Raw genomic sequence first — 21,854 nt, 5'->3', positions numbered from 1 at the left:
CCTCCTCCCTTCTTCTCGGTGGCCGAGGCTGTCGATCTCTCGACAGCCTCGGCCACCCATCGTTGTCACTCCGGGTCACTCCGGGTCGACGACCAGGACCTGCGCGGCCCTGACCACCCGGTCGCCGATCATGTAGCCGGCCTTGGCGACCAGCTTGACCGAGGTCTCCTCGACCTCCGGGTCGGTGCCCATGTGGCTGAGCGCCTCGTGACGGTTGGGATCGAAGACGTCGCCCGGCTCACCGAACTTCTTCAGACCCAGGTTGGTCACGATCTTCTCGAGCTGGTCGGCGACGGCCTTGAAGCCGCCGTCGACCTCGCCGTGCTCGCGGGCACGGTCGATGGTGTCGAGCACCTCCACGATCGGAGCGAGCACCTTGTAGGTCGCGTTCTGCGAGACCAGCTCGCGGTCACGGTCGACCCGCTTCTTGTAGTTGACGTACTCGGCTTGGAGACGCTGCAGGTCCGTGGTCAGCTCGGCGACCCGCTTGTCGACCTCGTCGGCGGCATCGCCCATGAAGTCCACCTCGCTGTCGTCCTCGATCACGTCCTCCTCGTCGTCTGCCTCGTCCGCCTTGTCCTCCGCCTCTTCGGCAGAGCCATCCTCGTCGGATCCTGCCTCGGCGGCGTCGTCCGAGTCCGGGGCGTCGCCCTCAGGAGCGTCCACCTCGGAGGCCTCGGTCGACTCCTCGACGTCGTCGGTCTCGGGCGGCGGGGCCTCGGTGGTCGTCTCCTCGACGGCCTCCTCCGCCCCGCCGGGGCGGCGCTTCGTCACTTCTTGTCGCCCTCTTCACCCTCGACGGGCTCGTCGACGATCTCGGCGTCGACGACGTCGTCGTCGGCCTCGCCGGTCGCACCGGTGGCACCGCCGGCAGCGGACTGCTCGGCCTCGGCCGCGGCGTACATGGCCGCCCCCATCTTCTGCGAGGACTCACCGAGCTTGGTGATCGCGGTCTGGATGGCGTCCTTGTCGGCCTCGGCGTCCTCGAGGACCTTCTTCAGGGCGTCCAGGTCGGCCTGCACCTCGGTCTTCACGTCGTCCGGGACCTTGTCGCCGGAGTCGGTGATGAACTTCTCGGTGGTGTAGACGAGGCTGTCACCCTGGTTGCGGATCTCGATGGACTCGCGACGCTTGGCGTCCTCCTCGGCGTACTGCTCCGCCTCCTTGACCATGCGGTCGATGTCGTCCTTCGACAGCGCGGAGCCGCCGGAGATCGTCATGGACTGCTCGCGGCCCGAGGCCTGGTCCTTGGCGGAGACGTGCACGATGCCGTTGGCGTCGATGTCGAAGGCGACCTCGATCTTCGGCACGCCACGCGGCGCCGGCGGGAGGCCGGTGAGCTCGAAGTTGCCCAGCGGCTGGTTCTCCGACCACATCGGGCGCTCGCCCTGGGCGACCTTGATCTCGACGCTCGGCTGGTTGTCGTCAGCCGTGGTGAAGATCTCGGAGCGCTTGGTCGGGATGGTGGTGTTGCGCTCGATCAGGGTGGTGAAGACACCGCCCTTGGTCTCGATGCCGAGGCTCAGCGGGGTGACGTCGAGGAGCAGTACGTCCTTGACCTCGCCCTTCAGCACGCCGGCCTGCAGCGCGGCACCGACGGCGACGACCTCGTCGGGGTTGACGCCCTTGTTGGGCTCCTTGCCACCGAGCAGGCTCTTGACCAGGTCGGTCACGGCCGGCATCCGGGTCGAGCCACCGACCAGAACGACGTGGTCGATGTCCTTGAGGGCGACGCCGGCGTCCTTGAGGACGGACTCGAACGGCTTCTTGGTGCGGTCGAGCAGGTCGGCGGTGATCTTCTGGAACTCCGCCCGGGTCAGGGTCTCCTCGAAGTGGAGGGGGCCGGACTCACCGTGGGTGATGTAGGGCAGGTGGATCGAGGTGTTCTGGCTCGAGGAGAGCTCGATCTTCGCCTTCTCGGCGGCCTCCTGGAGGCGCTGCGCGGCGATCTTGTCCGCGGCCAGGTCGACGCCGTTGGCGGCCTTGAACTTCGCGACCATCCACTTGACGATCGCGTTGTCCCAGTCGTCACCACCGAGGTGGTTGTCACCGGAGGTCGCCTTGACCTCGACGACACCCTCACCGATCTCGAGCAGGGACACGTCGAACGTGCCGCCACCGAGGTCGAAGACGAGGATGGTCTGGTCGTCGCCCTTGTCGAGGCCGTAGGCCAGCGCGGCGGCGGTGGGCTCGTTGACGATGCGGGAGACGTTGAGGCCCGCGATCTCACCGGCCTCCTTGGTGGCCTGGCGCTGGGCGTCGGAGAAGTAGGCCGGGACGGTGATGACCGCGTCGGTCACCGTCTCACCGAGGTAGGCCTCGGCGTCGCGCTTGAGCTTCTGCAGGACGAACGCGCTGATCTGCTGCGGCGTGAAGTCCTTGTCGTCGATGTTCACCTTCCAGTCGGTGCCCATGTGACGCTTGACCGAACGGATCGTGCGGTCCACGTTGGTGACGGCCTGGCGCTTGGCGACCTCGCCGACCAGCACCTCACCGGACTTGCTGAACGCGACCACGGAAGGCGTCGTACGGGCGCCTTCGGCATTCGCGATGACGGTGGCCTCGCCACCCTCCAGAACCGAGACGACCGAGTTGGTGGTCCCGAGGTCGATACCGACGGCACGTGCCATCTTTGCTACCTCCGCTTGTTGAAGCTGTGTGTATGTGGAAATCCGGGGAGCCCCGGAAGACTGTGGTCTGCACCGCCCTGGCGGCTGCTGCCGCCGAGTGTTGCAAACAAGTTGAGTCGAATCAACTCAACTTCGTTCACTGTCCACAACGAAGACCCTACGCTCCCTATTCCAGCACCCGCCAAAATCACGCCGAGTCGGCTCGTCCTGACCGAAAACTCCGCCGAGTCGGCTCGTCATGACGAGCCGACTCGGCGTGGGATTGCGTCAGGACGGGCCGACTCGGCGGGGAATCGTCAGAAGGACGGGATCCAGTCGAAGGTGTCGGGGTTGGGGCCGGAGCGGCCGGACTCACCCTTGTCGAGGGCGGCGAGGGCGGCGACCTGGTCGGCGCTCAACTCGAAGTCGAAGATCGCGAGGTTCTCCTCGAGCCGCTCGCGGCGTACGGACTTGGGGAAGACGATGTCGCCACGGTCGATCTGCCAGCGGAGCAGGACCTGGGCGGGCGACTTGCCGTGGGCGGAGGCGATCTCGGCGACCACCGGGTCGGCGAGCTCACCGCCACCCTGCCCGAGCGGGGACCACGACTCGACCTTCGCGCCGTGCGCCAGAGTGGCGGCGCGAGCGGCCTCGTTGGCGAAGTAGGGGTGGACCTCGATCTGGTTGACCGCGGGCGCGACGCCGGTCTCGGCGACGATCTTGTCGAGGTGGTCGGGCTGGAAGTTGGAGACGCCGACGGAGGTGGTCAGGCCCTCCTCGCGGAGGCCGACGAGGGCCTCCCACGTCTTCGCGTACGTCCCGTCGTACCGCGTCGGCAGCGGCCAGTGGATCAGGAACAGGTCGACGCGGTCCAGGCCGAGCAGCTCCAGCGACCGCTCCAGCGATGCCTTCGCCTTCGCCGGGTCGTGCTGGGAGTTGTTGAGCTTGGTGGTGACGTAGACGTCCTCGCGGGCGAGTCCGGCGCTCTTCAGCGCGGCGCCGACTCCGGCCTCGTTCTGGTACATCTGCGCGGTGTCGATGTGGCGGTAGCCGGCCTCGAGAGCCTGGCTCACCACCTGCTCGGTCTCGTCCTGCGGAACCTGCCAGACACCGAGACCGAACTGCGGGATCGAAGTGCCGTCATTGAGCTTGATCGTGGGAACCGTCATATCCCCATACAACCAAGCGGGCGATGGCCTATTCCATCCTCGGCTCCATCTCAGCCGATCGTCACGGTCACCACGTTGGAGTAGGTGCCGGTGTCGATGTCCTTCATCCGGAACTTGTGCTTCCCGATCCTGCCGGACTGGATCGGGGTGGAGAACTGCTCGCCCCTGACCGGTACGTCCGGGATCCCGAACTCCTCCCAGCCCTGGCCGTCGTTGCGCTCCAGGCGGAGGATGGCGCCCTCGCCGCGCGGGTAGATCCCGCTGAGGTCGATCTGCTCCATCGGCTTCGCCTGGACGATTCCGGCCTGAAGGGTGATCTCCTTCTTCGCGGGCTTCTCCTCGACGGTCTTGGACGGCGACGGGCTCGTGGAGGCCGCCTGCTTCTCCGGAGCGCTCGTGGGCGAGGCATTGAGTGTGATCGCCGGCCCGCTCGCGGTCTTGGTCGGCTTGGGCGACGGAGCGTAGAGCGAGGCACCCGCGTCCGGGTCGGTGGCCTGGTCGTCGGCGGCACCGCCGCCACCGAGGCCCAGGATGTTGGCACCGACAAACATCCCGATCCCGATGATCAGTCCTACCCCGACCGCGACCGCGACGAGCGCCGTGACTCCGGCTGCGATCGGGTGCTGCCCGCCCTGCTTCACATCTGCTCCTCGACCCGCCCGTGGTGATGGTGACAATTCAGCCACACGTTCCTACCGAGCACCACAGGTTCAGCTGATCAGCTGCTGACGACGAGCGATGGCGGCCGCCTCCGTGCGACTCCCGGCGCCCAGCTTCCCGAGGATGTTCGAGACGTGCACGGAAACCGTCTTCGTGGAAATGAACAACTGCTTGCCGATCTCGCCGTTGCTGCGTCCCGCGGCCACCAGCGTCAGGATCTCGCTCTCCCGCGGCGTCAGCGACGTCGACGTCGCCTGCTGCTGCTTGACCGCGGTCGCGCCGAGCGATCTCAACTCGTCGAGCAACGGCTGCAACCCGAGCCGCTTCGCGGTCGTCCGGGCCTTGTCGGCGGTCACCCGTGACCCGGCCACGTCGCCCGTAGCCCGCTGGATGGTGGCGTACGTCGTCCGGACGGCGGCCAGACCGGGGACGTCGCCGTAGGCCTCGACCTGCTGCTCGGCGCGCTCCCACGCCGCCAGCAGCGACTCCTGGGGCGGCGCGTCGATGCCGGCCCGCCAGTGGACGCGGAGCACCTCCGCCTCCAGCCGGGCGGTCCAGGACCGGCCTTCGGGACCCCATTCTCCGGGCTCGTACTGCGCGACCACCTGCTCACCGTCGCTGTGCAGCCCGTCGACGGCCTCCACCAACGCGGGCCAGCGCGCCGCCGGCAACGAGGGCAGCATCTGCGCGATCCCGGAGGCGGCCACGACCGCCAGCCGCACCCGGCCGCCGAACCACTCGGTCCAGAACTGGGAGAGGGTCTCGACCGCGTCCGCGTAGACCTTGAGCACTCCCTCTGGATCGCTGGCACGGGCCCGCGCGGTCATCTCCACGACCGAGCCGTAGAGAGCGATCAGGCCCTCCTGGGTCCAGAACGGCCGCAACGCGTTGGCGGCCTCACCGACCGATGTCCCCTGCGCCTGCTCCATCATCATCCGGAGCATGTCGAGGAGCGCGACCGGGACCGGCGGCGCGTCGGGCAGGTTGCCGCCGGTCAGCGCGAGCGCCTCGTCCCACTCCCCCAGGACCATCTGGATCCGGACGATGTCGGAGCGGGCCGCGGCGGCGTAGGGCGACCACTGCAGCGACTCGCCGCCGGTGTCGTCGATCACCGCACGGAACCACCTCAGCGCTTCTGCGTAGTCACCGGCCTCGTCATAGGAGCGGCCGAGCGTGAAGAGACCCCGACTGACCGCGTACGTCGACCCGACCTGCCGTGCCTGCTCGATCGTCTCGCGCAGCACCTGCCGGAAGCCCTCGACCTTGTCACCGCCGGCGCGGCCGGTGCGGACCTTGAGCATCGACAGGCTGGTGGCCATGTCGGAGGCGAGCTTGGAGAGGCTGTGTCGCTCGGCGATCTCGATGCCCTCCAGCCCGACGGCCTCGGCCTCCTCGCTGCGGCGGAAGGTGACCAGCGTCCGGGTGCGCACGGCCAGGACCGCGCACCGCGCCTTGGGCTCGGCGTCGGCGGGCAGCGCGACCATCGCGTCGTGGGAATGGGTGAGCGGGTCGCCGTTCTCCATGGCGAGGGCCGCCTCGGCCCGGGTCGCCAGCAGCAGCGCGCGGCCCACGGACGGGCCGGCCGGGATGGCGTCGAGCCGCTCGGCCAGGATCGCGTCGGCCCGCGAGGGCAGTCCGGCGAGGATGAGCGTGTCGGCGGCGCGCTCGTAGACTCGGTCCAGGTTGACCGCGGCCGCCTGGGCGACCTTCGGGTCGGCGGCGAGGCCCAGCGCCTTCTCGTAGTGGTGGGCGGCCTCGCCCACACCACTGACGCTGCGGGCCTCCTCGGCCGCGGCGATGCGAGCCCGTAGCGCGGTCGCGAGGTCGCCGGCATGCTTGGCGTGCAGCGCGAGCTCCGCGGCGGCGCCCAGCCCGGGCGTCTCCTTCAGCACCTCGGCGAACCGGGCGTGCAGACGCACCCGCTCGCCGGGCAGCAGGTCGTCGTAGACCGCCTCGGCGAGCAGCGCGTGGCGGAACGTGTAGCGGGAGCCGGTCGGCTCGAGCACCTTCTGCTCGACCGCGGTGCGCAGCGCGTCGTCGAGCTCGTCGGTCTTCATCTCGGTCACCGCGGCGAGCAGCTCGTGGGTGACTCGGCGCCCGGCGATGCTCGCCGTGCGGACCACGCTCCGCGCGGAGCCGTCGAGCCGGTCGAGCCGCACCAGCAGCAGGTCGGCGAGGTCGACCGGAAGGTCCTCGTCGCAGCCGGCCTGCACCAGCTCCTCGACGAAGAAGGCGTTGCCCTCGGCGCGGCGTACGACTCGCTCGGCGTCGACCTTGCCGGGGGCCAGCTCGTGGACCAGCAGTCGCACCGAGTCGTCGGAGAGCGGCTCCAGGACGATCCGCTCGACGTCGGGCAGCCGGCCCCATTCGCCGACCTGGCGGCGCAGCGGGTGACGACGGTGGATGTCGTCGGCGCGGTAGGACGCGACCATCGCGACCGGGCCGACGTAGGGCCGGGTGAAGAGGTAGGTCAGCAGGTCGCGGGTGGACTGGTCGGCCCAGTGGGTGTCCTCGACCACGACCAGCAGCGGCGCCTTCTCGGCGGCCGCCTCGAAGAGGGTGTGGACGGCATCGAAGAGCTGTCCGCGGTCGGTGCCGGTCGGGGCGGCTCCCTGGTTGGCGCCCATCACGCGGCGTACGGGCCTCAGCCTGGCCAGCGCCGGGTAGTCGGCCGCCATTCGCTCCACGACGTCGGGCAGGTCCGCGACGATGCGGTCGAGGATCTCCGAGAACGGCATGTACGCCACGGCGCTCTCGCCGAAGTCGACGCAGTGTCCCGCGTGCACCTGCCAGCCGTCGGAGACGGCACTGTCGCGCAGCGCGGTGAGCAGGCGCGTCTTCCCGACGCCGGCATCGCCGGCGAGGAGCACGTGCTGGCGCCGGGCCTCGGTGGTCGAGGCGACTCCGAGCAGCCCGGTGAGGGTGCGCAACTCAGGGTCGCGACCTACGAATGACCGAGCACTTTGCGCCATGTCCCCTATCATCGCGCCTCCGGGCCCGGGATTCTCCCGCATTACCGACCTCCGAGGACTCAGTTGTGTATCGAGTCCATCCGGCGCGGACGGCGGCGCTTCACCTGGCGGGCGAGCCGGTCGGCCGCGGTCGCGCGGCGAATGGTCTGCTGGCGGTAGGCCAGCTCGGCGTCGTAGCTGATCTGGTTGCTGTAGGTCATGCATCCAGCCTCTGCTCCTGAGGTAGCACCACGCATGAGGCGCCTGCCTTAGGCGTACGTCATGGGTGCCTCATTCGGCGGTGATCAGCGTCACTCCACGAGCCCCCGGCGGCGTCCGATGGCCGCTGCCTCGGTGCGGCCGGAGGCGCCGAGCTTGGCCAGGATGTTGGAGACGTGGACCGAGACGGTCTTGGTCGAGATGAACAGCTGCTTGCCGATCTCGCCGTTGCTGCGCCCGGCCGCGACCAGAGCGAGGATCTCGCTCTCCCGGGCGGTCAGCTGGCCGGAGGGACCGGTCGCCGACCGCTGCGGCGTGCTGCCGAGGGTGAGCAGGTGGTCGAGAAGCGGTCGAGCGCCGAGCCGCTTCGCCGCTTCCCTGGCCTGATCAGCCAGCACACGAGCGCCGGCGGTGTCGCCGCCCGCGCGGAGGATCTCGGCGAGCCGGACCCGTGACCAGGCGAGCTCGTGGACGTGCGGAAAGGCCTCGAACGCGGCCACGGTCTCGCGCCACGCCTCGACGAGGTCGGCCTGCTCGGGCACGGAGATGCCGGCCAGCCAGTGGGCACGGAGCCCTTCGGCCCGCAGCCGTGCCGACCACGCCTGCCCCTCCAGCCCCCAGTGCTGCTCCGTCTCGACGGGCCGCGTGCCGGCCTCGAGGATGCGGTCCACCTGCGCCATCACCTGCGGTCGCGCACCGACGGGGACGGCCGGGACGGCGGAGCCGATCGCACCGACGGCGATCGCCGAGAGCCGGGCATGGGCGCCGAACCACTCTCCCCAGCCGGTGGTGAGTGCCGCGACGCCGGCGTCGTAGGCCTCGATCGCCCCGTCGATGTCTCCACGACCCGCGGCGGCCCGGATCTCCACGGGTGCCGACTCGCTCGCGGTCGCCACCTCCTGCTTCCACGACGGCCGCAGCCGCCGTGCCTCGGCGCCGACATCCGCGCCGCGGGCCTGCTCGATCATCAGCCGCTTGGACTCCAGCCACGGCCACAGCACCGGCGGGATGCCGTACGCGTCGGTCAGCGCGAGCGCCTCGTCCCAGCGGCCGGCGGTGTGGAGGTAGTCGAGCCAGGCGATCCGGGCATCGAAGGCGTACGGCGCCCAGGGGACGCCCCGCTGCACGCTGAGCTCGAAGGCGCTGCGGTAGCTCTCGCCGGCCTCGTCGCGACGGTCGGCCGCGTCGAGGGCGAAGGCGAGCTGGAGCCGGGCGCGGAACTCCGGGTGCAGCGCGCCGACCTTGGCGGCCCGGGCAACCGCCTCACGGAGCGGCTCGATCCACAGCTGAGGCGGACGTCCCCACGACCCGGCCAGGGTCGCCGCGACCTCTGCGGCGAGGCCGGTCCGGCCGAGCTCCTCGGCCAGCGTCAGCGCCTCCCGGCCGGCTCGTTCGGCGTCTCCGTGACGGCGGTAGATCATCAGCGACCGGGCGTACGCCGCGAGCAGTCGCGCCCGCACCAACGGCGGGGCGTCCTCGGGCAGCTCCGCCATCGCCTTCTCCGCGAGCGCTCCCACCCGGACGTCGTTGACGTAGGCGAAGCTGGTCTCGATCTCGACCGTCATCAGCTGCGCGCGCCACAGACCGGGCGCATCGGCCGGGAGCGATTCCCGCTGCTCACGGGCCAGTTTCCCGGCCCGATCGGCGTGCCCGGCGGCCACCATCGCGTCGCTGGCCTTGACCACGAGATCGACGAGGCGCTGGGTGTCATGGTCGGAGTCGGCACGACCGGCGAGCTGGGCGATCGCCTGCTGATAGTGCTGCGATGCCTCGTCGGGACCACCCGCGGCGGCCGCCTCGTCCCCGGCGGCGATCCCGGCGGTGAGCGCGGTCTCGTGGTCGCCGGCGAGGCGGGCGTGGCGCGCGAGACCGGCCGCGCTGCCGGTCGTGAGGTCGCTGTTCAGTGCCTCGACGTACCGCTGATGGAGCCGGACCCGCTCGCCCGGCAGCAGGTCGTCATAGACGGCCTCGCCGAGCAGCGCGTGCCGGAAGACGTAGTAGCCGTCCTCGCGCGGCACCAGGATCGCGCGCTCGATCGCCTGCCTCAGCCCGGCGTCGAGGGTGGCGCGGTCGAGGCCGGCGACGGCCTCGAGGAGCTCGTCGCTGACGTCGCGCCCGGCGGCGCTGGCGGTGTCGACCACCTCGCGCGCGGTCGCGTCGAGCTGGTCCAGCCTGATCAGCAGCAGGTCGGCGAGGTCCCAGGGCAGCTCGTCGGCGCCGGCGGCCTGCACCAGCTCCTCGACGAAGAAGGCGTTGCCGTCGGCGCGACGTACGACGCTCTCGACGTCGACCTCGGCGGTGAGGTCGCCGGCGAGCTCACCGACCAGGATGCGTACGTCATCGTCCGAGAGTCGGCCGAGGTGGAACCGCTCGACGGACGGCAGCCGGGTCCACTCGGCGAGCTGGCGGCGCAACGGGTGGCGGCGGTGGAGGTCGTCGGCGCGGTAGGAGGCGAGGATCGTGACCGGGCCGTCGAACGGCCGGGTGAAGAGGAAGGTCAGCAGGTCACGGGTGGACTGGTCGGCCCAGTGGGTGTCCTCGACCATGACCAGCAGCGGCGCCTTCTCGGCCGCGCGCTCCAGGAGTGAGTGGATCGCGGCGAAGAGGTTGCCCCGGTCGAGCGCCTCCTGGACGGCGGTGTCAGCCCCGCCGAGCGCACGGGCCACGGGCGCCATCCGCAGGAGCGCCGGATGTACGTCGGCGACCTGCGCGACCACGTCGGGCAGCGCGGTGGTGATGTTGTCGAGGATCTCGGTGAAGGGCAGGTAGGCCTCGGCGCTGTCGCCGAAGTCGAGGCAGTGGCCGACCAGCACCTGCCTGCCGTCGACGGCGGCACGGCCGCGGAGCTCGCGCAGGATCCGGGTCTTCCCGACACCGGCGTCGCCCGCGAGGAGGACATGCCTACGTCCGCCCGGCTGTGCGGTGCCGTCCAGCCCCACCAGCCCCGCCAGTGTCTCCAGGTCGGCATCACGTCCGACCAGCCTCTCGGCACTCTGCGCCATGGGCGCAATCATCGCGCCTTCCGGCAAAACCCGGGCGGCCCAGGGGTCGACACCGCCGTGCCCCGGACATGAAGCAACGCCGAGCGGGATCTCTCCTGCTCGGCGTTTGCCCAGGTCCGGACTGCCGGTCCGCGCCCGCATCTCAGCGAGTGCGGTTGCGTCGCGACTGACGAGCCTCGGTGGCCCGCTGGCGCTTGGCCAGGTCCTTCTGGATCTGCTGGCGGCGGTACTTGACCTCTGCTTCGTAACCTGCGGTGGTGTACATCTCGATCTCCTGCTGAGTTGTCCTGCTGGGATGTCCTGCTGACATCGAGAACACTCCTCCGCTGAGGTAGGCACCCGAATCGGTCGCGCGCCCTACTTACCGACCTGGGCGCCTTACTTTCCGACCTAGGGCAGGTGCTCCGCGCCTTAGACGGGACACTGGGCCTATGGAGTTCTCCGAGGTCGTACGTCGCCGCAAGATGGTCCGCAACTACACCAGCGATCCGGTCGACCCGGCGGTGATCGACAAGATCCTGCACAACGCCACCCGGGCGCCGTCGGCGGGCTTCTCCCAGGGCTGGGGGTTCCTCGTGCTCGACACCCCCGAGGACGTACGCCGCTACTGGGAGGCGACGGCCGACGACGTCGCCAGTCCCGACGCGTGGCTGACCGGGATGATGCAGGCCCCGGTGATCGTGATCCCCTGCTCCTCCAAGGCGGCCTACCTCGACCGGTACGCGCAGCCCGACAAGGGCTGGACCGATCGCGACGAGGCCCACTGGCCGATGCCGTTCTGGCACATGGACACCGCGATGGCGACCATGCTGATCCTGCAGACGGTGGTCGACGAGGGCCTCGGTGCCCTCTACTTCGGCATCCCGCCCGAGTCCGACGCCGCGGTCCGCAAGGCGTTCGACATCCCCGACGCCTTCGACCCGATCGGTGCCGTCACCATCGGCCACCCCGCCTCCGGCGGCGCCAAGGGCTCCCCCACCCGCCGCAAGCGCACGCCGCTCGAGGACGTCGTCCACCGCGGCCGCTGGTGACTCAGTCCGTGGTCCGAGCCGCCCCGCGGGCGGCAGCGGAGTCCGACCCACGAGCGTGCGAGACCGCCATCGCGAGATCTGCCAGCCGCGGGGTGGCGATGTTGAGGACCTCGAAGACCGAGCCGAAGGCGCCGTCGACCGTCACCGGCCGGTCCTCGAGCGCGCGGACGACGCGCTCGGCGCACTCCTCGGGGCTCTCGCCGCGGCCCTCGTACTCAGCGGTCGGGGCGATCATCGGCGTCCGCACGATCGCGACGCGCATGTTGGTGCAGGTCACGTTCTCGAAGTAGGCCTCGCGGCTCAGGATCCGCCCGAACACGTCGAGCGCGGACTTCGCGGCGATGTAGGCGGCGAATTTCGGGGCCTTGATCTGGTTGCCCCAGGTGACGATGTTGACCACGTGGCCGAACCGCTGGGCGCGCATCGCCGGCAGCAGGCCCATCGTGAGCCGGACCGCACCGAAGTAGTTCACGGCCATCATCCGCTCGAAGTCGTGGAAGCGGTCGTGCGTCAGCTCCAGCGACCGCCTGATCGACCGGCCCGCGTTGTTGACCAGGTAGTCGACCGCCCCGTGCTCGGCGAGCAGCTGCTCCACCAGCGCGTCGATCGAGTCACCGTCGGCCATGTCGACGAGGTAGATCGACGCCCGCCCGCCGCTCTCCTCGATGGTCTTCCGAACCCGCTCGAGCTCCTCGGCCCGGCGGGCGGCGAGGAGCACGTGCGCGCCACCTCGAGCCACGGCGTACGACGTCGCCTCACCGATCCCGGAGCTGGCGCCGGTGATCAGCACCGTGCGCCCGGCGAGAGGGCCGGGAGCACCGGTCACCGCCCGGATCGTGCGCGCCATCCGGGCGCGCGGCGTCTGCAGGAGCGGAAGCGAGAACAGGCTGACCACTCCCGCACCCTAGCGACCCCGACCCGGGTTCGTTTCCGCGGATTCGTTGGGTGCCGGCCCGGGTATGAGGCGTTTAGCGTGACGCGTCGAGATGTCGGCCCGAAGCCGACACCACCGCACGATCCCAGGAGAGAACATGTCAACCACCAGCATCGTCCCGCGTACGTGGAAGCGGCGGATCGCCGGGATCGTCTCTGCGACCCTCATCGCGATCACCGGCGCGGCCGTCACCGGCGTTGCCGCCCCGACACCGGCTCACGCCGCGACCTGCACGTCGTACAACTACTCCTACGGCGGCAACGGCACGTGTGTCAGGTACATCCAGACGCTGCTCAACTGGCAGCCCGGCATCGACCTGGCGGTCGACGGAGCGTACGGCAACCTGACGCGTCAGGCCGTGGTCGCGCGTCAGACGTCGTGGCGCTACTGGGACTCCTCGGTGGTGGTGGACGGCATCGTCGGCCCCAGGACCTGGGCCTACCTGTGCTCGCCGTACTACTACGGCACCGGGCCGGCGCAGTCCTACCCCTTCGCCGTCGCTCGAGCGGCCGGTTGCCGGGTCTGAGACCGCGGACCTCAGGGCTTCACGGGCGCACCGGTGCGTAGCGGAGGTCGACCTCCAGGTGCGGATCGTCGCCGATGAGGTTGTGCAGCCGGATCGGCACGCCGCCGGGGTTGTCGTAGAGGCGGATGCCGTCGCCCAGGAGGACCGGCGCGATGTGCAGGTCGATCTGGTCGATCAGGCCACGTTCGAGGAGCTGGCGGCCGATGTCGGCGGAGTGGACCTCGACGTTCTTCCCGCCGGCCGCCTCGACCGCGATCCGCAGCGCCTCGCCGACGTCGCAGCTGAGGAAGGTGACGTGCTCCTGCGGCCGGGCGTCCTCGGGATGGTGGGTGAGAATGAAGACCGGACCGTGCCAGTCCCCGTACGGCATCGCGTCGGGGTAGGCGTCGTGACCGTTGCGCCCGCCCAGGACGGCGCCGAGCTGCGAGGAGTACGCCTCCGCGACCCCGGGCGGGCCGGTGACGTCCTTCAACCACGCCATGCCCGGCTCGCGGGCGTCGACGAACCCGTCCAGCGACATGGAGAAGTGCCACAGCACCTTCCCACTCATCGGCCCGCATCCGTCCGGTCGAAGGTGACGTGGGTGACGCCGCTCGGCGTGGTGGTCGAGGCCACCTCGTAGCCGTCCTCCAGCGCCTCCAACCCGTCCCACAGCCGTACGCCACGGCCCAGGATGATCGGGACGACGGCGACGTGCAGGTGGTCCACGAGACCGGCTGCCAGGAAGTCCCGGAGCGAGGAGGGGCCGCCGCCGATGCGTACGTCCTGGCCGGCGGCCGCCTCCTGCGCCTCGGCCAGCACCTCCTCGATGGGCGCGTCGCGGAAGTGGAAGACGGTGCCGCCCTTCTTTTCGATCGACTCGCGGGGCTGATGGGTCAGCACGTAGGTGGGTGTGTGGAACGGCGGCTCCTCGCCCCACCAGCCGGTCCAGTCGGCGTCGTCCTGCCATCCCGGAGGTCCGAACTTGCCGGCGCCCATGATCTCGGCGCCGATGCCCTCCCAGGAGCGCGCGGCGAAGGCGTCGTCGGGATCGGCGGCCGGGTCGACCTCCATCCGCTCCCGGTGACCGGTCGCGCTCTGGAAGGTCCTGGTCGGGAAGAACCACTCCATCAGCCGCATGCCGGCGTGGCCGAACGGAGCCTCCAGGCTCTGGCCCTCGCCGGTGGCGAAGCCGTCCAGCGAGATGCCGATGTTGTGAGCACGTACGAGTGACATGCCGATCTCCCTCGATCAGAGTGATTGCACTTTGCAATCACTGGCATCGAGAGTAGACTTCCCGATTGCAGATTGCAACCACTATTTCCGAGTGCAGGAGCCACCGAGTGAGCGAGCCCAGATCGGGGTGTCCGATCAACGCAGCCGTGGAGGTCTTCGGGGACCCCTGGTCGGTGATCGTGCTGCGCGATGTGATGTTCGGGCGTCGCCACTTCCGCGAGCTGCTCGGCAGCTCCGAGGAGGGCATCGCGTCCAACATCCTCAGCAGCCGGCTGAAGAAGCTCGTCGAGGGCGGCGTGCTCACCAAGGAGGAGGCCGGTCGCGGACAGAAGGCCGCCTACGCGCTGACCGAGGCGGGCATCCAGACGCTGCCGATCATGGTCGCGCTCGGCAACTGGGGGCTCGCCCACCGCGACGGCACCCGGCAGCTCCGGGTCCGTGCGGAGCTGCTGCGCGATGCCGGTCCCGAGATGGTGGAGTCGTTCATGGACGAGCTGCGTGAGCTCCATCTGGGGACGCCGCGGCCCGACCCCGACGCTCCGCGGGCGAGCGAGCAGCTCGCAGCGGCGTACGAGGCGGCCATGGCGGAGTGAGCCGGAGCCTCACTTCTCCTTGCCGTGGAGCTTCAGCCTCGAGATCTGGTTCTTCAGCTCGTCGAGGAAGAGCGTCCTGATGCTCTCTGTGTCGAGGGCGCCGTTGACCCCGCGCAGCTTGCCCTCGCCGAGCTTGACGCAGACGGCCGACCAGGCGGCGCCGATCGCGCCGGTGAAGCCCGCCGCGACGGTGGCGTTGATCGCACCACCGCCGACGGTGCCGAACCCGGGGATCATCTTGAGCAGGTTGCCGGCCACGGTGCGGCCGGCCTGGGTGGCGGCCGCGGTGGCCGCGATCGAGGCCATCGCGGCCTTGTCCACCTCGATGCCGTAGATCGCCGAGATGCGCGCCATCATCCCGAGCTGGATCGGGACCAGGACGACCGCGTCGGAGAACGGGATCGGGGTGGCTCCGGCCGCGCCGGCCGCGGTCGCGGCACCCGCGATCACGGTGTTCGCCTGCTCCTGCTTGCGCTTGAGATCCACCCTCTGCGCCGCGGTGAGGGCCTCCTCGACCCCTGCAGGCGCGCATCGAAAGGTGGCATCAACGAGTTCCTGCAGTCCGTGGACCTGCTGCCCGGAGAAGTCGTCGGCCTTGGCGTTGGTCAGGTAGACACGGGCGCCGTGCACGGGCAGCCCGCGCGCGTCGATCTGCTGGGCGAACTCGACCGCGTCCGGGTGGAAGGCACCCGTCGGCGAGGTCGGCACCTGGGTCATCACCAGCACGACCGGCAGCCCCAGGTCGGCGAGCTTCTGGATGAACGCGGCCTCGGTGTCCTCGAAGCGGCGGTCAGCGAAACGTACGGCGTACCAGGCGACGTGGATCTGCTCGGACTGCGGCTTGCGGCGCCGCTCCTGGATCAGCTTGGCGAGGTCCTTGATCACCCGGTCGCCCTCGATGCCGATCTCCAGGCCCTGGGTGTCGAGCAGCCCGAAGAACCCGCTGGTGTGCAGGTAGAGCGTCGACTCCTTCGTCACCGGCTCGCCGATGCCGGTCTTCGCCACCTCCGCCCCGAAGACGGCGTTGACCAGCGTCGACTTGCCGACCCCGGTCTTGCCGAAGACGGCGAGGTTGAACCGGCCGATCTCCTTGGCCGACTCGGAATACCTCTTGTGGAACTCGTCCTTGAACCAGCCGTCGGATGCGAAGTTGTTCACGTCGACCAAGAATGCCAGCCCGCAGCGAAGTTTCCGGGGAGTCGGACAGCTGAATTGTCATGGCCGGGGCCTTCGAGGAGGAATAGCGTGCCGGGCATGAGCCCACGGTCCCGCCTCGCGTACGTTGCCGCCCTCGCCGCCGCAGTCGTCCTGGTCGCGCCCACGACTCCGGTCCACGCGGCCGAGCCCGGGACCCAGCCCACCGACGTCACCCTCACCCGGTGGAACAGCCTCGAAGACTTCGCGAAGGGCAGGTCGGGCAACCTGCGCCCCGACCGGCACGGCACCCTCCGGATCGGCCGCGGCAGCGAGACGACGACCTACGCCGACCCGTTCGGCGACGGCGCGGCCAAGACCTATGAGTACGGCACCTGGACCTCGCCCGTGGTCGAGACCGGATACCCGATCGACGAGTCGGTCACCTCGTGGGACGTCGGCACGCCGACCGGCACCTGGGCCGAGATCCGGTTCCGCGGGCGGAAGGCGGACGGCACCTGGACGAAGTGGTTCGTGATGGGTCGCTGGACCGCCGGCGACGACTTCGCGGCCGGCGACATCCACCGCACCTCCGTCGAAGGACAGAGCGACACCGACGCGGCGCTCTACACCGACACGTACGTCGCCCGGACCGGTAAGGAGCCCGAGGCGTTCCAGACCAGGGTCACCCTGCTGCGCCCCGAGGGCGCGACCGTCTCCCCCAGCCTGCGAACGGTCTCGACGCTGACCAACGAGTACCTGCCCGATTCCGCCTACCCCGGCACCAGCACGCCGACCCTCGACGACGCGATCGACCTCCGTGTGCCGCCGTTCAGCCAGAACATCCACCGCGGCGAATACCCGGAGTTCGGTGGCGGCGGTCAGGTCTGGTGCTCACCGACCTCGACGACGATGGTGCAGTACCACTGGGGTCACGAGGTCCCGGCGGGCGAGCTGACGGACATCGAGGCACCCAACGGCGACCCGCAGGTCGCCTACGCCGCGATCAACACCTGGGACTACGCCTACGAGGGCGCGGGCAACTGGCCGTTCAACACCGCCTACGCCGGCCGCTGGGGCCTGGACGGGTTCGTGACCCGACTGCGTTCGCTGGCCGAGGCCGAGGCCCTGGTGGCGGCCGGCTTCCCACTGGTCGTCTCCGCCAGCTGGGAGCTCGAGGAGATGCCGGAGTCGGGCTACGGCACCGACGGCCACCTGCTGGTCATCGGCGGCTTCACCGCCGAGGGCGACCCGATCGTCTACGACCCCAACCACTCCTCCAACGACGAGGTGCGCAACGTCTACACCCGCGAGAACTTCGAGCGGGTCTGGCAGACCTCGACCGATGGGATCACCTACGTCATCCACCCGCGCGACGTGAGGCTGCCCGGCGCAGCGAAGGCCACAAACTGGTGACGGAGACGCCACCACGGTGATCCACGCCACCGTCGCGGACTAGGTTGCGGCCATGACACTCGATGCCGTCGCCGCTCTTCAGGCCGCACTTCGAGCCCCGACCGTCAACGACGGCTCCAGCGCAGAGACCCAGGCATTCGAGCAGCTCCACGAGGCGCTGCGCGAGCACTTCCCGCTGCTGCACGCGACCCTCGACCTCACCCCGGTCGGCGAGCACGGGCTCCTCTTCCGCTGGCCCGGCGCCTCGGCCGAGAAGCCGGTCGTGCTGATGGCCCACCAGGACGTCGTCCCGATCGCAGGCGTTTGGACCCACGACCCGTTCGGCGGCGAGATCGTCGACGGGGTGATCCACGGGCGCGGCACGCTCGACGACAAGGGCCAGCTGGTGGCGATCTGCGCCGCGGTCGAGGGGCTCCTCGCGGACGGGTTCGAGCCGGCGTACGACGTCTGGTTGTCGTTCGGCTCCGACGAGGAGACGACCGGCGCGGCCGCGCGGGCGGCCGTCGAGGAGCTCCGGAACCAGGGGGTCGAGCCGTGGTTCGTGCTCGACGAGGGCGGCGCGGTCGCGTTCGACGCCTTCCCGGGCGTCGCGGCGCCGATCGGGGTCGTCGGCGTAGCCGAGAAGGGCACCACCGACGTACGCCTCAAGGTGACCGGCGACGGCGGCCACTCCTCCACCCCACGCCAGAACGGCCCGACCGCGCGGCTGGCCCGTGCGATCACCCGGCTCGACCGCATGTCGATGCCGGTCCGGCTGCCGGCGCCGACGGTCGAGATGTTCGAGCAGATCGCCCCGTACGCGGCCAAGCCCCTGCGACCCGTGCTGGCCAACGCCGGCCGGCTGGCACCTGCACTGGCCCGGCTGCTGACCCGGCTCGGCCCCGAGCCGGCCGCGCTGACCCGCACCACCGTCGCGATCACCACGCTCGAGGGCAGCCCGGCGCCCAACGTCATCGCCTCGGCCGCCTCGGCCGGCGTCAACCTGCGGATCATGGTCGGCGAGACGGTCGCCGAGGTCGTCGAGCGGCTGCGTGCCGCGATCGGGGACAAGCAGGTCGAGATCGAGGTCGTCCGGGCCGGCGAGCCGTCGCCGGTCTCGCCCCGCGACGAGGCGTTCTCGCTGGTCACCGACACCATCGCGGAGATCTTCCCGGAGGCCGTACCGGCTCCCTACACGGTCATGGCCGCGACCGACTCCCGCTTCTTCTACGAGATCAGCGACCGGGTCTACCGGTTCGCGCCGTTCCGGATGACCGCTGCCCAGCGCGCCACCATCCACGCCGCCGACGAGAACATCAGGGTCGATGACTACCTCGACGGGATCCGCTTCTACCGAAGGTTGATCGAGTCACTGTGACCACCGAAAGTCAGCGCACGGGCGTCGAGAAGGCCGCCCGCGGAATCTGGGTGATCGTCGGCTTCCTGGTGGCCGTCGAGTTCGCCAGCGGCATCCTGCAGGGCTACTACACCCCGATCTTCTCCGATCTCGCCGACCATCTCGGCGTCTCCGACGCCGACCTCAACTGGCTCGAGGCCGGGCAGCTGATCATCTCTGCGCTGTGCGTGCCGCCGCTCGCCCGGCTCGGCGACCAGATCGGTCACAAGAAGGTGCTGCTGCTGGCGACCGGGATCACCGCGCTCGCCACTTGGTGGACCGTGGTCGCTCCCGACTTCGGCTCGTTCCTGGTCGCCTGGTCGATCCAGGGCGCCTACGTCATCTGGCTGCCGCTCGAGGTCGCCATCGTCCACAAGCGCACCGGCGGCGACACCGCCTTGACCCGTCGGGCCGCCGGTGTCCTGGTCGGCGCGCTGCAGCTCTCGGTGATCATCGGCGCGATCGCCGCCGGCGCCCTCATCGGCATCCTCCCGATGTGGGCGATCCTCTCCTTCCCGGCCGTGGCCGTGACCGCCGTCTTCGTCGTCATCGCCGTCGGCATCGAGCCCGACTCCGGCACCAGCGGCGGCGCCTTCGACTGGCTCGGGCTGACGGTGCTGACCCTCGTGCTCGGCCTGGTCATGGCCGGCCTGGTCGGCGTACGCGTCCTCGGGGCCGGGTCTCTCCTCGCCTGGACTCTCGTGGTCCTGGGGCTGCTCACGCTGATCCCGTTCTGGCGCATCGAGACCGCGCTGGACGATGCCGGCGGGCGCGAGCCGCTGATCGACGTACGCCTGCTGGCCTCGCGCGGGCAGTGGCCGATCCAGCTGACCGCGTTCCTGTTCGGGATGTCGGTGCTGGGCGCGCAGATCCCGCTGTCGACATTCGCGCGCACCGATCCCGCCGAGGCCGGCTTCGGGCTGGGCGCGGACGCGTCGTTCGTGTCGCTGCTGATCGCGGAGTACGTCATCGCGATGGCGATCTCCGCCTTCACCCTGCCGCTGTGGGCGCGATTCCTCGGGCCGGTGCGGGCCCAGGCGGTCGCCTGCTTCCTGGTGGCCACGGGCTATCTGCTGTGGCTTCCGTTCCATGACTCCACCGTTCAGGGACTCCTCAACATGGCCGTCGTCGGGCTCGGCTCGGGTGCCCTGGTCGCCTCGCTGCCCGCGGCCGCCGCCGCGGCCGCGCCGTCCTCCCGCACCGCGTTCGCGACCGGCATGACCAACGCCACCAAGACCGTCGGCGGCGCCATCGCCTCCGCGGTCTTCGCGATCGCGCTCGCCGCGGACGGATCGATCGCCGGCGAGGCGCACGCGCCGCTGTCGGGCTACCTCACGGTGTGGGCCGTGTGCGGCATCACCGCCCTCGTCGCGGGGCTGCTGCTCCTGCTGCCCCGCAGAACAACCATCGCTGGGTAAACTTTCCCGCGCTGGAGGTGACCACATGCCCACGAGCGAGGACCGGCCCGAAGGGCGCCCGGAGACACAGGCGCCCCACCTCGACGATGCTGCGAGCAAGACTGCTGCCACCGCCCGGATGCAGAACCAGACCAAGTGGGTCGACCTCCAGGTGCAGCAGTCGATCCAGCGCGGCGAGTTCGACGACCTGCCCGGCGCCGGCAAGCCGATCAAGAACCTCGACCGCGACCACGATCCCGACTGGTGGGTCAAGCAGCTCGTCGAGCGGGAGCAGATCGTCGTGCTCCCCCGATCCGTCCAGCTCCGCAAGGACGACGCCGAGCTCGACGATCTCCTCGACACCCAGACGACCGAGGACGGCGCCCGCAGGATCGTCGAGGAGTTCAACGAGCGCGTCATCGCGGCCCGCTACGGCGCGCCCGAGGGCCCGCCGCTGATCACCATGCCCCGTGACGTCGACGCCACGCTCGACGCCTGGCGCGAGCGTCGAGCAGCCCGAGTGGCAGCTGCCAAGGACGTACGCAGCCGGCAGCAGCCCCGGAAGCGCCGCTGGTGGCGCCGCGGCTGAGCGGTCAGCTCACCTCTCGAACCTGGTCACGACGCGAGAACCGCGATCGGTAGCGCCCCGGAGTCACGCCGACCTCCGAGGTGAACCCCGCCCGGAAGGTCACCGGCGAGTAGTAGCCGGACTCGTGGCTGATCCGTTCGATCGGCAGGTCGGTGGTCTCGAGGAGGGTCTTGGCGACCGCGATGCGCTCGGCGGTGACCCAGCGCATCGGGGTGGTGGCGAGGTCTCGCTCGAAGCGCCGGGCGAGGGTGCGCGGGGAGACCGCGGCAGCCGCCGCCAGACGCTCGAGAGTGACGTCCTCGTGCAGATTGGCCCGAAGCCAGGTGCGCAGCTCGTCGAGCCAGTGGGCCTGCTCGGTGAGCGGGTCGGCCGCGACGTACTGTGCCTGGTCGCCGTCGCGGTGCGAGGCGATGACCAGGTTGCGGGCGATGGTGTTGGCGGCGTGCTGGCCGTGGTCCGTACGGATCAGGTGGAGGCACAGATCCAGCCCGGCGGCCGAGCCCGCGCTCGTCAGCACGCCGTCGTCGACGTAGATCGCCCGCGGGTCGAGGTCGACCTGCGGAAACGTACGCCGGAACAGCTCCGCCCATCGCCAGTGGGTCGTCGCGCGGCGACCGTCGAGAAGCCCGGCCTCGGCCAGGGCGAAGGCACCGGTGCACAGCGAGACCATCCGGGCCCCGCCCGCAGCAGCCCGGCGCAGCTCCCGGATCAGGGTCGGGCTGACCGGATCGCCCGGCCGGATCGCCGGCACCAGCACCGTTCCGGCCTCGGCCAGCGCGGCCATCGGCCGCTGCGGCGTCAGCCGCGGCCCACCGTGGACGCGCACCCCGCGCAGGTCTCCGCACAGCACCACGTCGTAGAGCGGGCTGGCGTCGTGGTCCCAGTCGTAACCGAGCGCCTCGAGCGGCATCCCGATCTCGAACAGGGTCATCCCGTCGACGATCGGGATGGCGATGGACGGCTTTGCAGGCATGGCAAGAATCTATCACTCTTAGTCAATCCAGCCACTCCTCCAGAGCGCTCCGCGAGAGCAC

20 protein-coding genes are annotated in these 21,854 nt (G+C 70.3%); 7 read left to right on the top strand and 13 right to left on the bottom strand.

The genetic code is table 11. The features are described 5' to 3' along the window. Positions 1–75: 75 nt before the first annotated feature. From grpE to OH802_RS07310, 8 genes are all read right to left on the bottom strand, one after another. Complete coding sequence (grpE, locus tag OH802_RS07345) at positions 76–774, bottom strand: nucleotide exchange factor GrpE (protein WP_406026550.1); 699 nt, start codon at positions 772–774, stop codon at positions 76–78. Beyond that, on the bottom strand, positions 771–2,630 hold the full coding sequence (gene dnaK / locus OH802_RS07340) for a molecular chaperone DnaK (protein ID WP_406026548.1): 1,860 nt from the start codon (positions 2,628–2,630) through the stop codon (positions 771–773). The genes grpE and dnaK overlap by 4 nt, the downstream gene beginning before the upstream one ends. Positions 2,631–2,926: 296 nt before the next feature. Continuing rightward, complete coding sequence (locus tag OH802_RS07335; protein WP_406026546.1) at positions 2,927–3,778, bottom strand: aldo/keto reductase; 852 nt, start codon at positions 3,776–3,778, stop codon at positions 2,927–2,929. A gap of 50 nt (positions 3,779–3,828) precedes the next feature. Then, a complete protein-coding gene (locus OH802_RS07330; protein ID WP_406026544.1) occupies positions 3,829–4,419 on the bottom strand; it encodes a hypothetical protein in 591 nt (196 codons plus the stop codon). Positions 4,420–4,488: 69 nt separating this feature from the next. Continuing rightward, on the bottom strand, positions 4,489–7,368 hold the full coding sequence (locus tag OH802_RS07325) for an AAA family ATPase (RefSeq protein ID WP_406026541.1): 2,880 nt from the start codon (positions 7,366–7,368) through the stop codon (positions 4,489–4,491). 101 nt (positions 7,369–7,469) lie between these two features. Continuing rightward, positions 7,470–7,610, bottom strand: coding sequence for a hypothetical protein (locus OH802_RS07320; RefSeq protein WP_350659948.1), 141 nt, complete (start codon positions 7,608–7,610; stop codon positions 7,470–7,472). A 90-nt stretch (positions 7,611–7,700) separates the two neighbouring features. Continuing rightward, positions 7,701–10,610 carry an AAA family ATPase gene (locus tag OH802_RS07315; RefSeq protein WP_406026539.1) on the bottom strand — a complete coding sequence of 970 codons (2,910 nt, stop codon included), beginning with the start codon at positions 10,608–10,610 and terminating at the stop codon, positions 7,701–7,703. Between the two features lie 142 nt (positions 10,611–10,752). Beyond that, positions 10,753–10,875, bottom strand: a complete 123-nt coding sequence (locus OH802_RS07310; RefSeq protein ID WP_406026536.1) for a hypothetical protein — start codon at positions 10,873–10,875, stop codon at positions 10,753–10,755. Positions 10,876–11,041: 166 nt separating this feature from the next. On the opposite strand from OH802_RS07310, the gene OH802_RS07305 reads away from it, so the two are divergent. After that, positions 11,042–11,641, top strand: coding sequence for a nitroreductase family protein (locus OH802_RS07305; RefSeq protein ID WP_406026534.1), 600 nt, complete (start codon positions 11,042–11,044; stop codon positions 11,639–11,641). Position 11,642: 1 nt separating this feature from the next. On the opposite strand, the gene OH802_RS07300 is transcribed toward OH802_RS07305, so the two are convergent. Next, positions 11,643–12,536, bottom strand: a complete 894-nt coding sequence (locus OH802_RS07300; protein WP_406026532.1) for an SDR family NAD(P)-dependent oxidoreductase — start codon at positions 12,534–12,536, stop codon at positions 11,643–11,645. Between the two features lie 136 nt (positions 12,537–12,672). Here OH802_RS07300 and OH802_RS07295 point away from each other — a divergent pair, with 136 nt between their 5' ends. Then, entirely contained in the window at positions 12,673–13,101 is a 429-nt protein-coding gene (locus OH802_RS07295) for a peptidoglycan-binding protein (RefSeq protein ID WP_406026530.1), read from the top strand. Between the two features lie 19 nt (positions 13,102–13,120). Here the strand turns inward: OH802_RS07295 and OH802_RS07290 are convergent, their stop codons facing one another. Then, positions 13,121–13,651, bottom strand: coding sequence for a dihydrofolate reductase family protein (locus tag OH802_RS07290; protein WP_406026528.1), 531 nt, complete (start codon positions 13,649–13,651; stop codon positions 13,121–13,123). Further along, positions 13,648–14,316 (bottom strand): dihydrofolate reductase family protein, encoded by a 669-nt coding sequence (locus OH802_RS07285; RefSeq protein ID WP_406026526.1) that lies wholly within the window; start codon positions 14,314–14,316, stop codon positions 13,648–13,650. The genes OH802_RS07290 and OH802_RS07285 overlap by 4 nt, the downstream gene beginning before the upstream one ends. Positions 14,317–14,423: 107 nt before the next feature. On the opposite strand from OH802_RS07285, the gene OH802_RS07280 reads away from it, so the two are divergent. Then, complete coding sequence (locus OH802_RS07280) at positions 14,424–14,909, top strand: winged helix-turn-helix transcriptional regulator (protein WP_406026524.1); 486 nt, start codon at positions 14,424–14,426, stop codon at positions 14,907–14,909. A 9-nt stretch (positions 14,910–14,918) separates the two neighbouring features. Here the strand turns inward: OH802_RS07280 and OH802_RS07275 are convergent, their stop codons facing one another. Further along, positions 14,919–16,067 carry a GTPase gene (locus tag OH802_RS07275; protein ID WP_355017690.1) on the bottom strand — a complete coding sequence of 383 codons (1,149 nt, stop codon included), beginning with the start codon at positions 16,065–16,067 and terminating at the stop codon, positions 14,919–14,921. Between the two features lie 96 nt (positions 16,068–16,163). Here OH802_RS07275 and OH802_RS07270 point away from each other — a divergent pair, with 96 nt between their 5' ends. From OH802_RS07270 to OH802_RS07255, 4 genes are read left to right on the top strand one after another with little or no spacing between them, the layout of a single operon-like run. Beyond that, positions 16,164–17,459 (top strand): C39 family peptidase, encoded by a 1,296-nt coding sequence (locus OH802_RS07270; RefSeq protein WP_406026521.1) that lies wholly within the window; start codon positions 16,164–16,166, stop codon positions 17,457–17,459. Between the two features lie 52 nt (positions 17,460–17,511). Then, on the top strand, positions 17,512–18,816 hold the full coding sequence (locus tag OH802_RS07265) for a M20/M25/M40 family metallo-hydrolase (protein ID WP_406026519.1): 1,305 nt from the start codon (positions 17,512–17,514) through the stop codon (positions 18,814–18,816). Further along, positions 18,813–20,252: an MFS transporter gene (locus OH802_RS07260; protein WP_406026517.1), complete on the top strand. Its 1,440-nt coding sequence runs from the start codon at positions 18,813–18,815 to the stop codon at positions 20,250–20,252. Before OH802_RS07265 ends, OH802_RS07260 begins: the two co-directional genes overlap by 4 nt. A 25-nt stretch (positions 20,253–20,277) precedes the next feature. Next, positions 20,278–20,820, top strand: coding sequence for a DUF1992 domain-containing protein (locus OH802_RS07255; RefSeq protein ID WP_406026515.1), 543 nt, complete (start codon positions 20,278–20,280; stop codon positions 20,818–20,820). 4 nt (positions 20,821–20,824) lie between these two features. On the opposite strand, the gene OH802_RS07250 is transcribed toward OH802_RS07255, so the two are convergent. Further along, positions 20,825–21,793, bottom strand: coding sequence for a GlxA family transcriptional regulator (locus tag OH802_RS07250; protein ID WP_406026513.1), 969 nt, complete (start codon positions 21,791–21,793; stop codon positions 20,825–20,827). Positions 21,794–21,854: the final 61 nt, after the last annotated feature.

This window comes from Nocardioides sp. NBC_00850, assembly GCF_045207335.1.
Taxonomy (GTDB): Bacteria; Actinomycetota; Actinomycetes; order Propionibacteriales; family Nocardioidaceae; genus Nocardioides.
The sequence above is the reverse complement of the archived record's forward strand: the minus strand, read 5'-3'. Positions and strand labels throughout refer to the sequence as shown.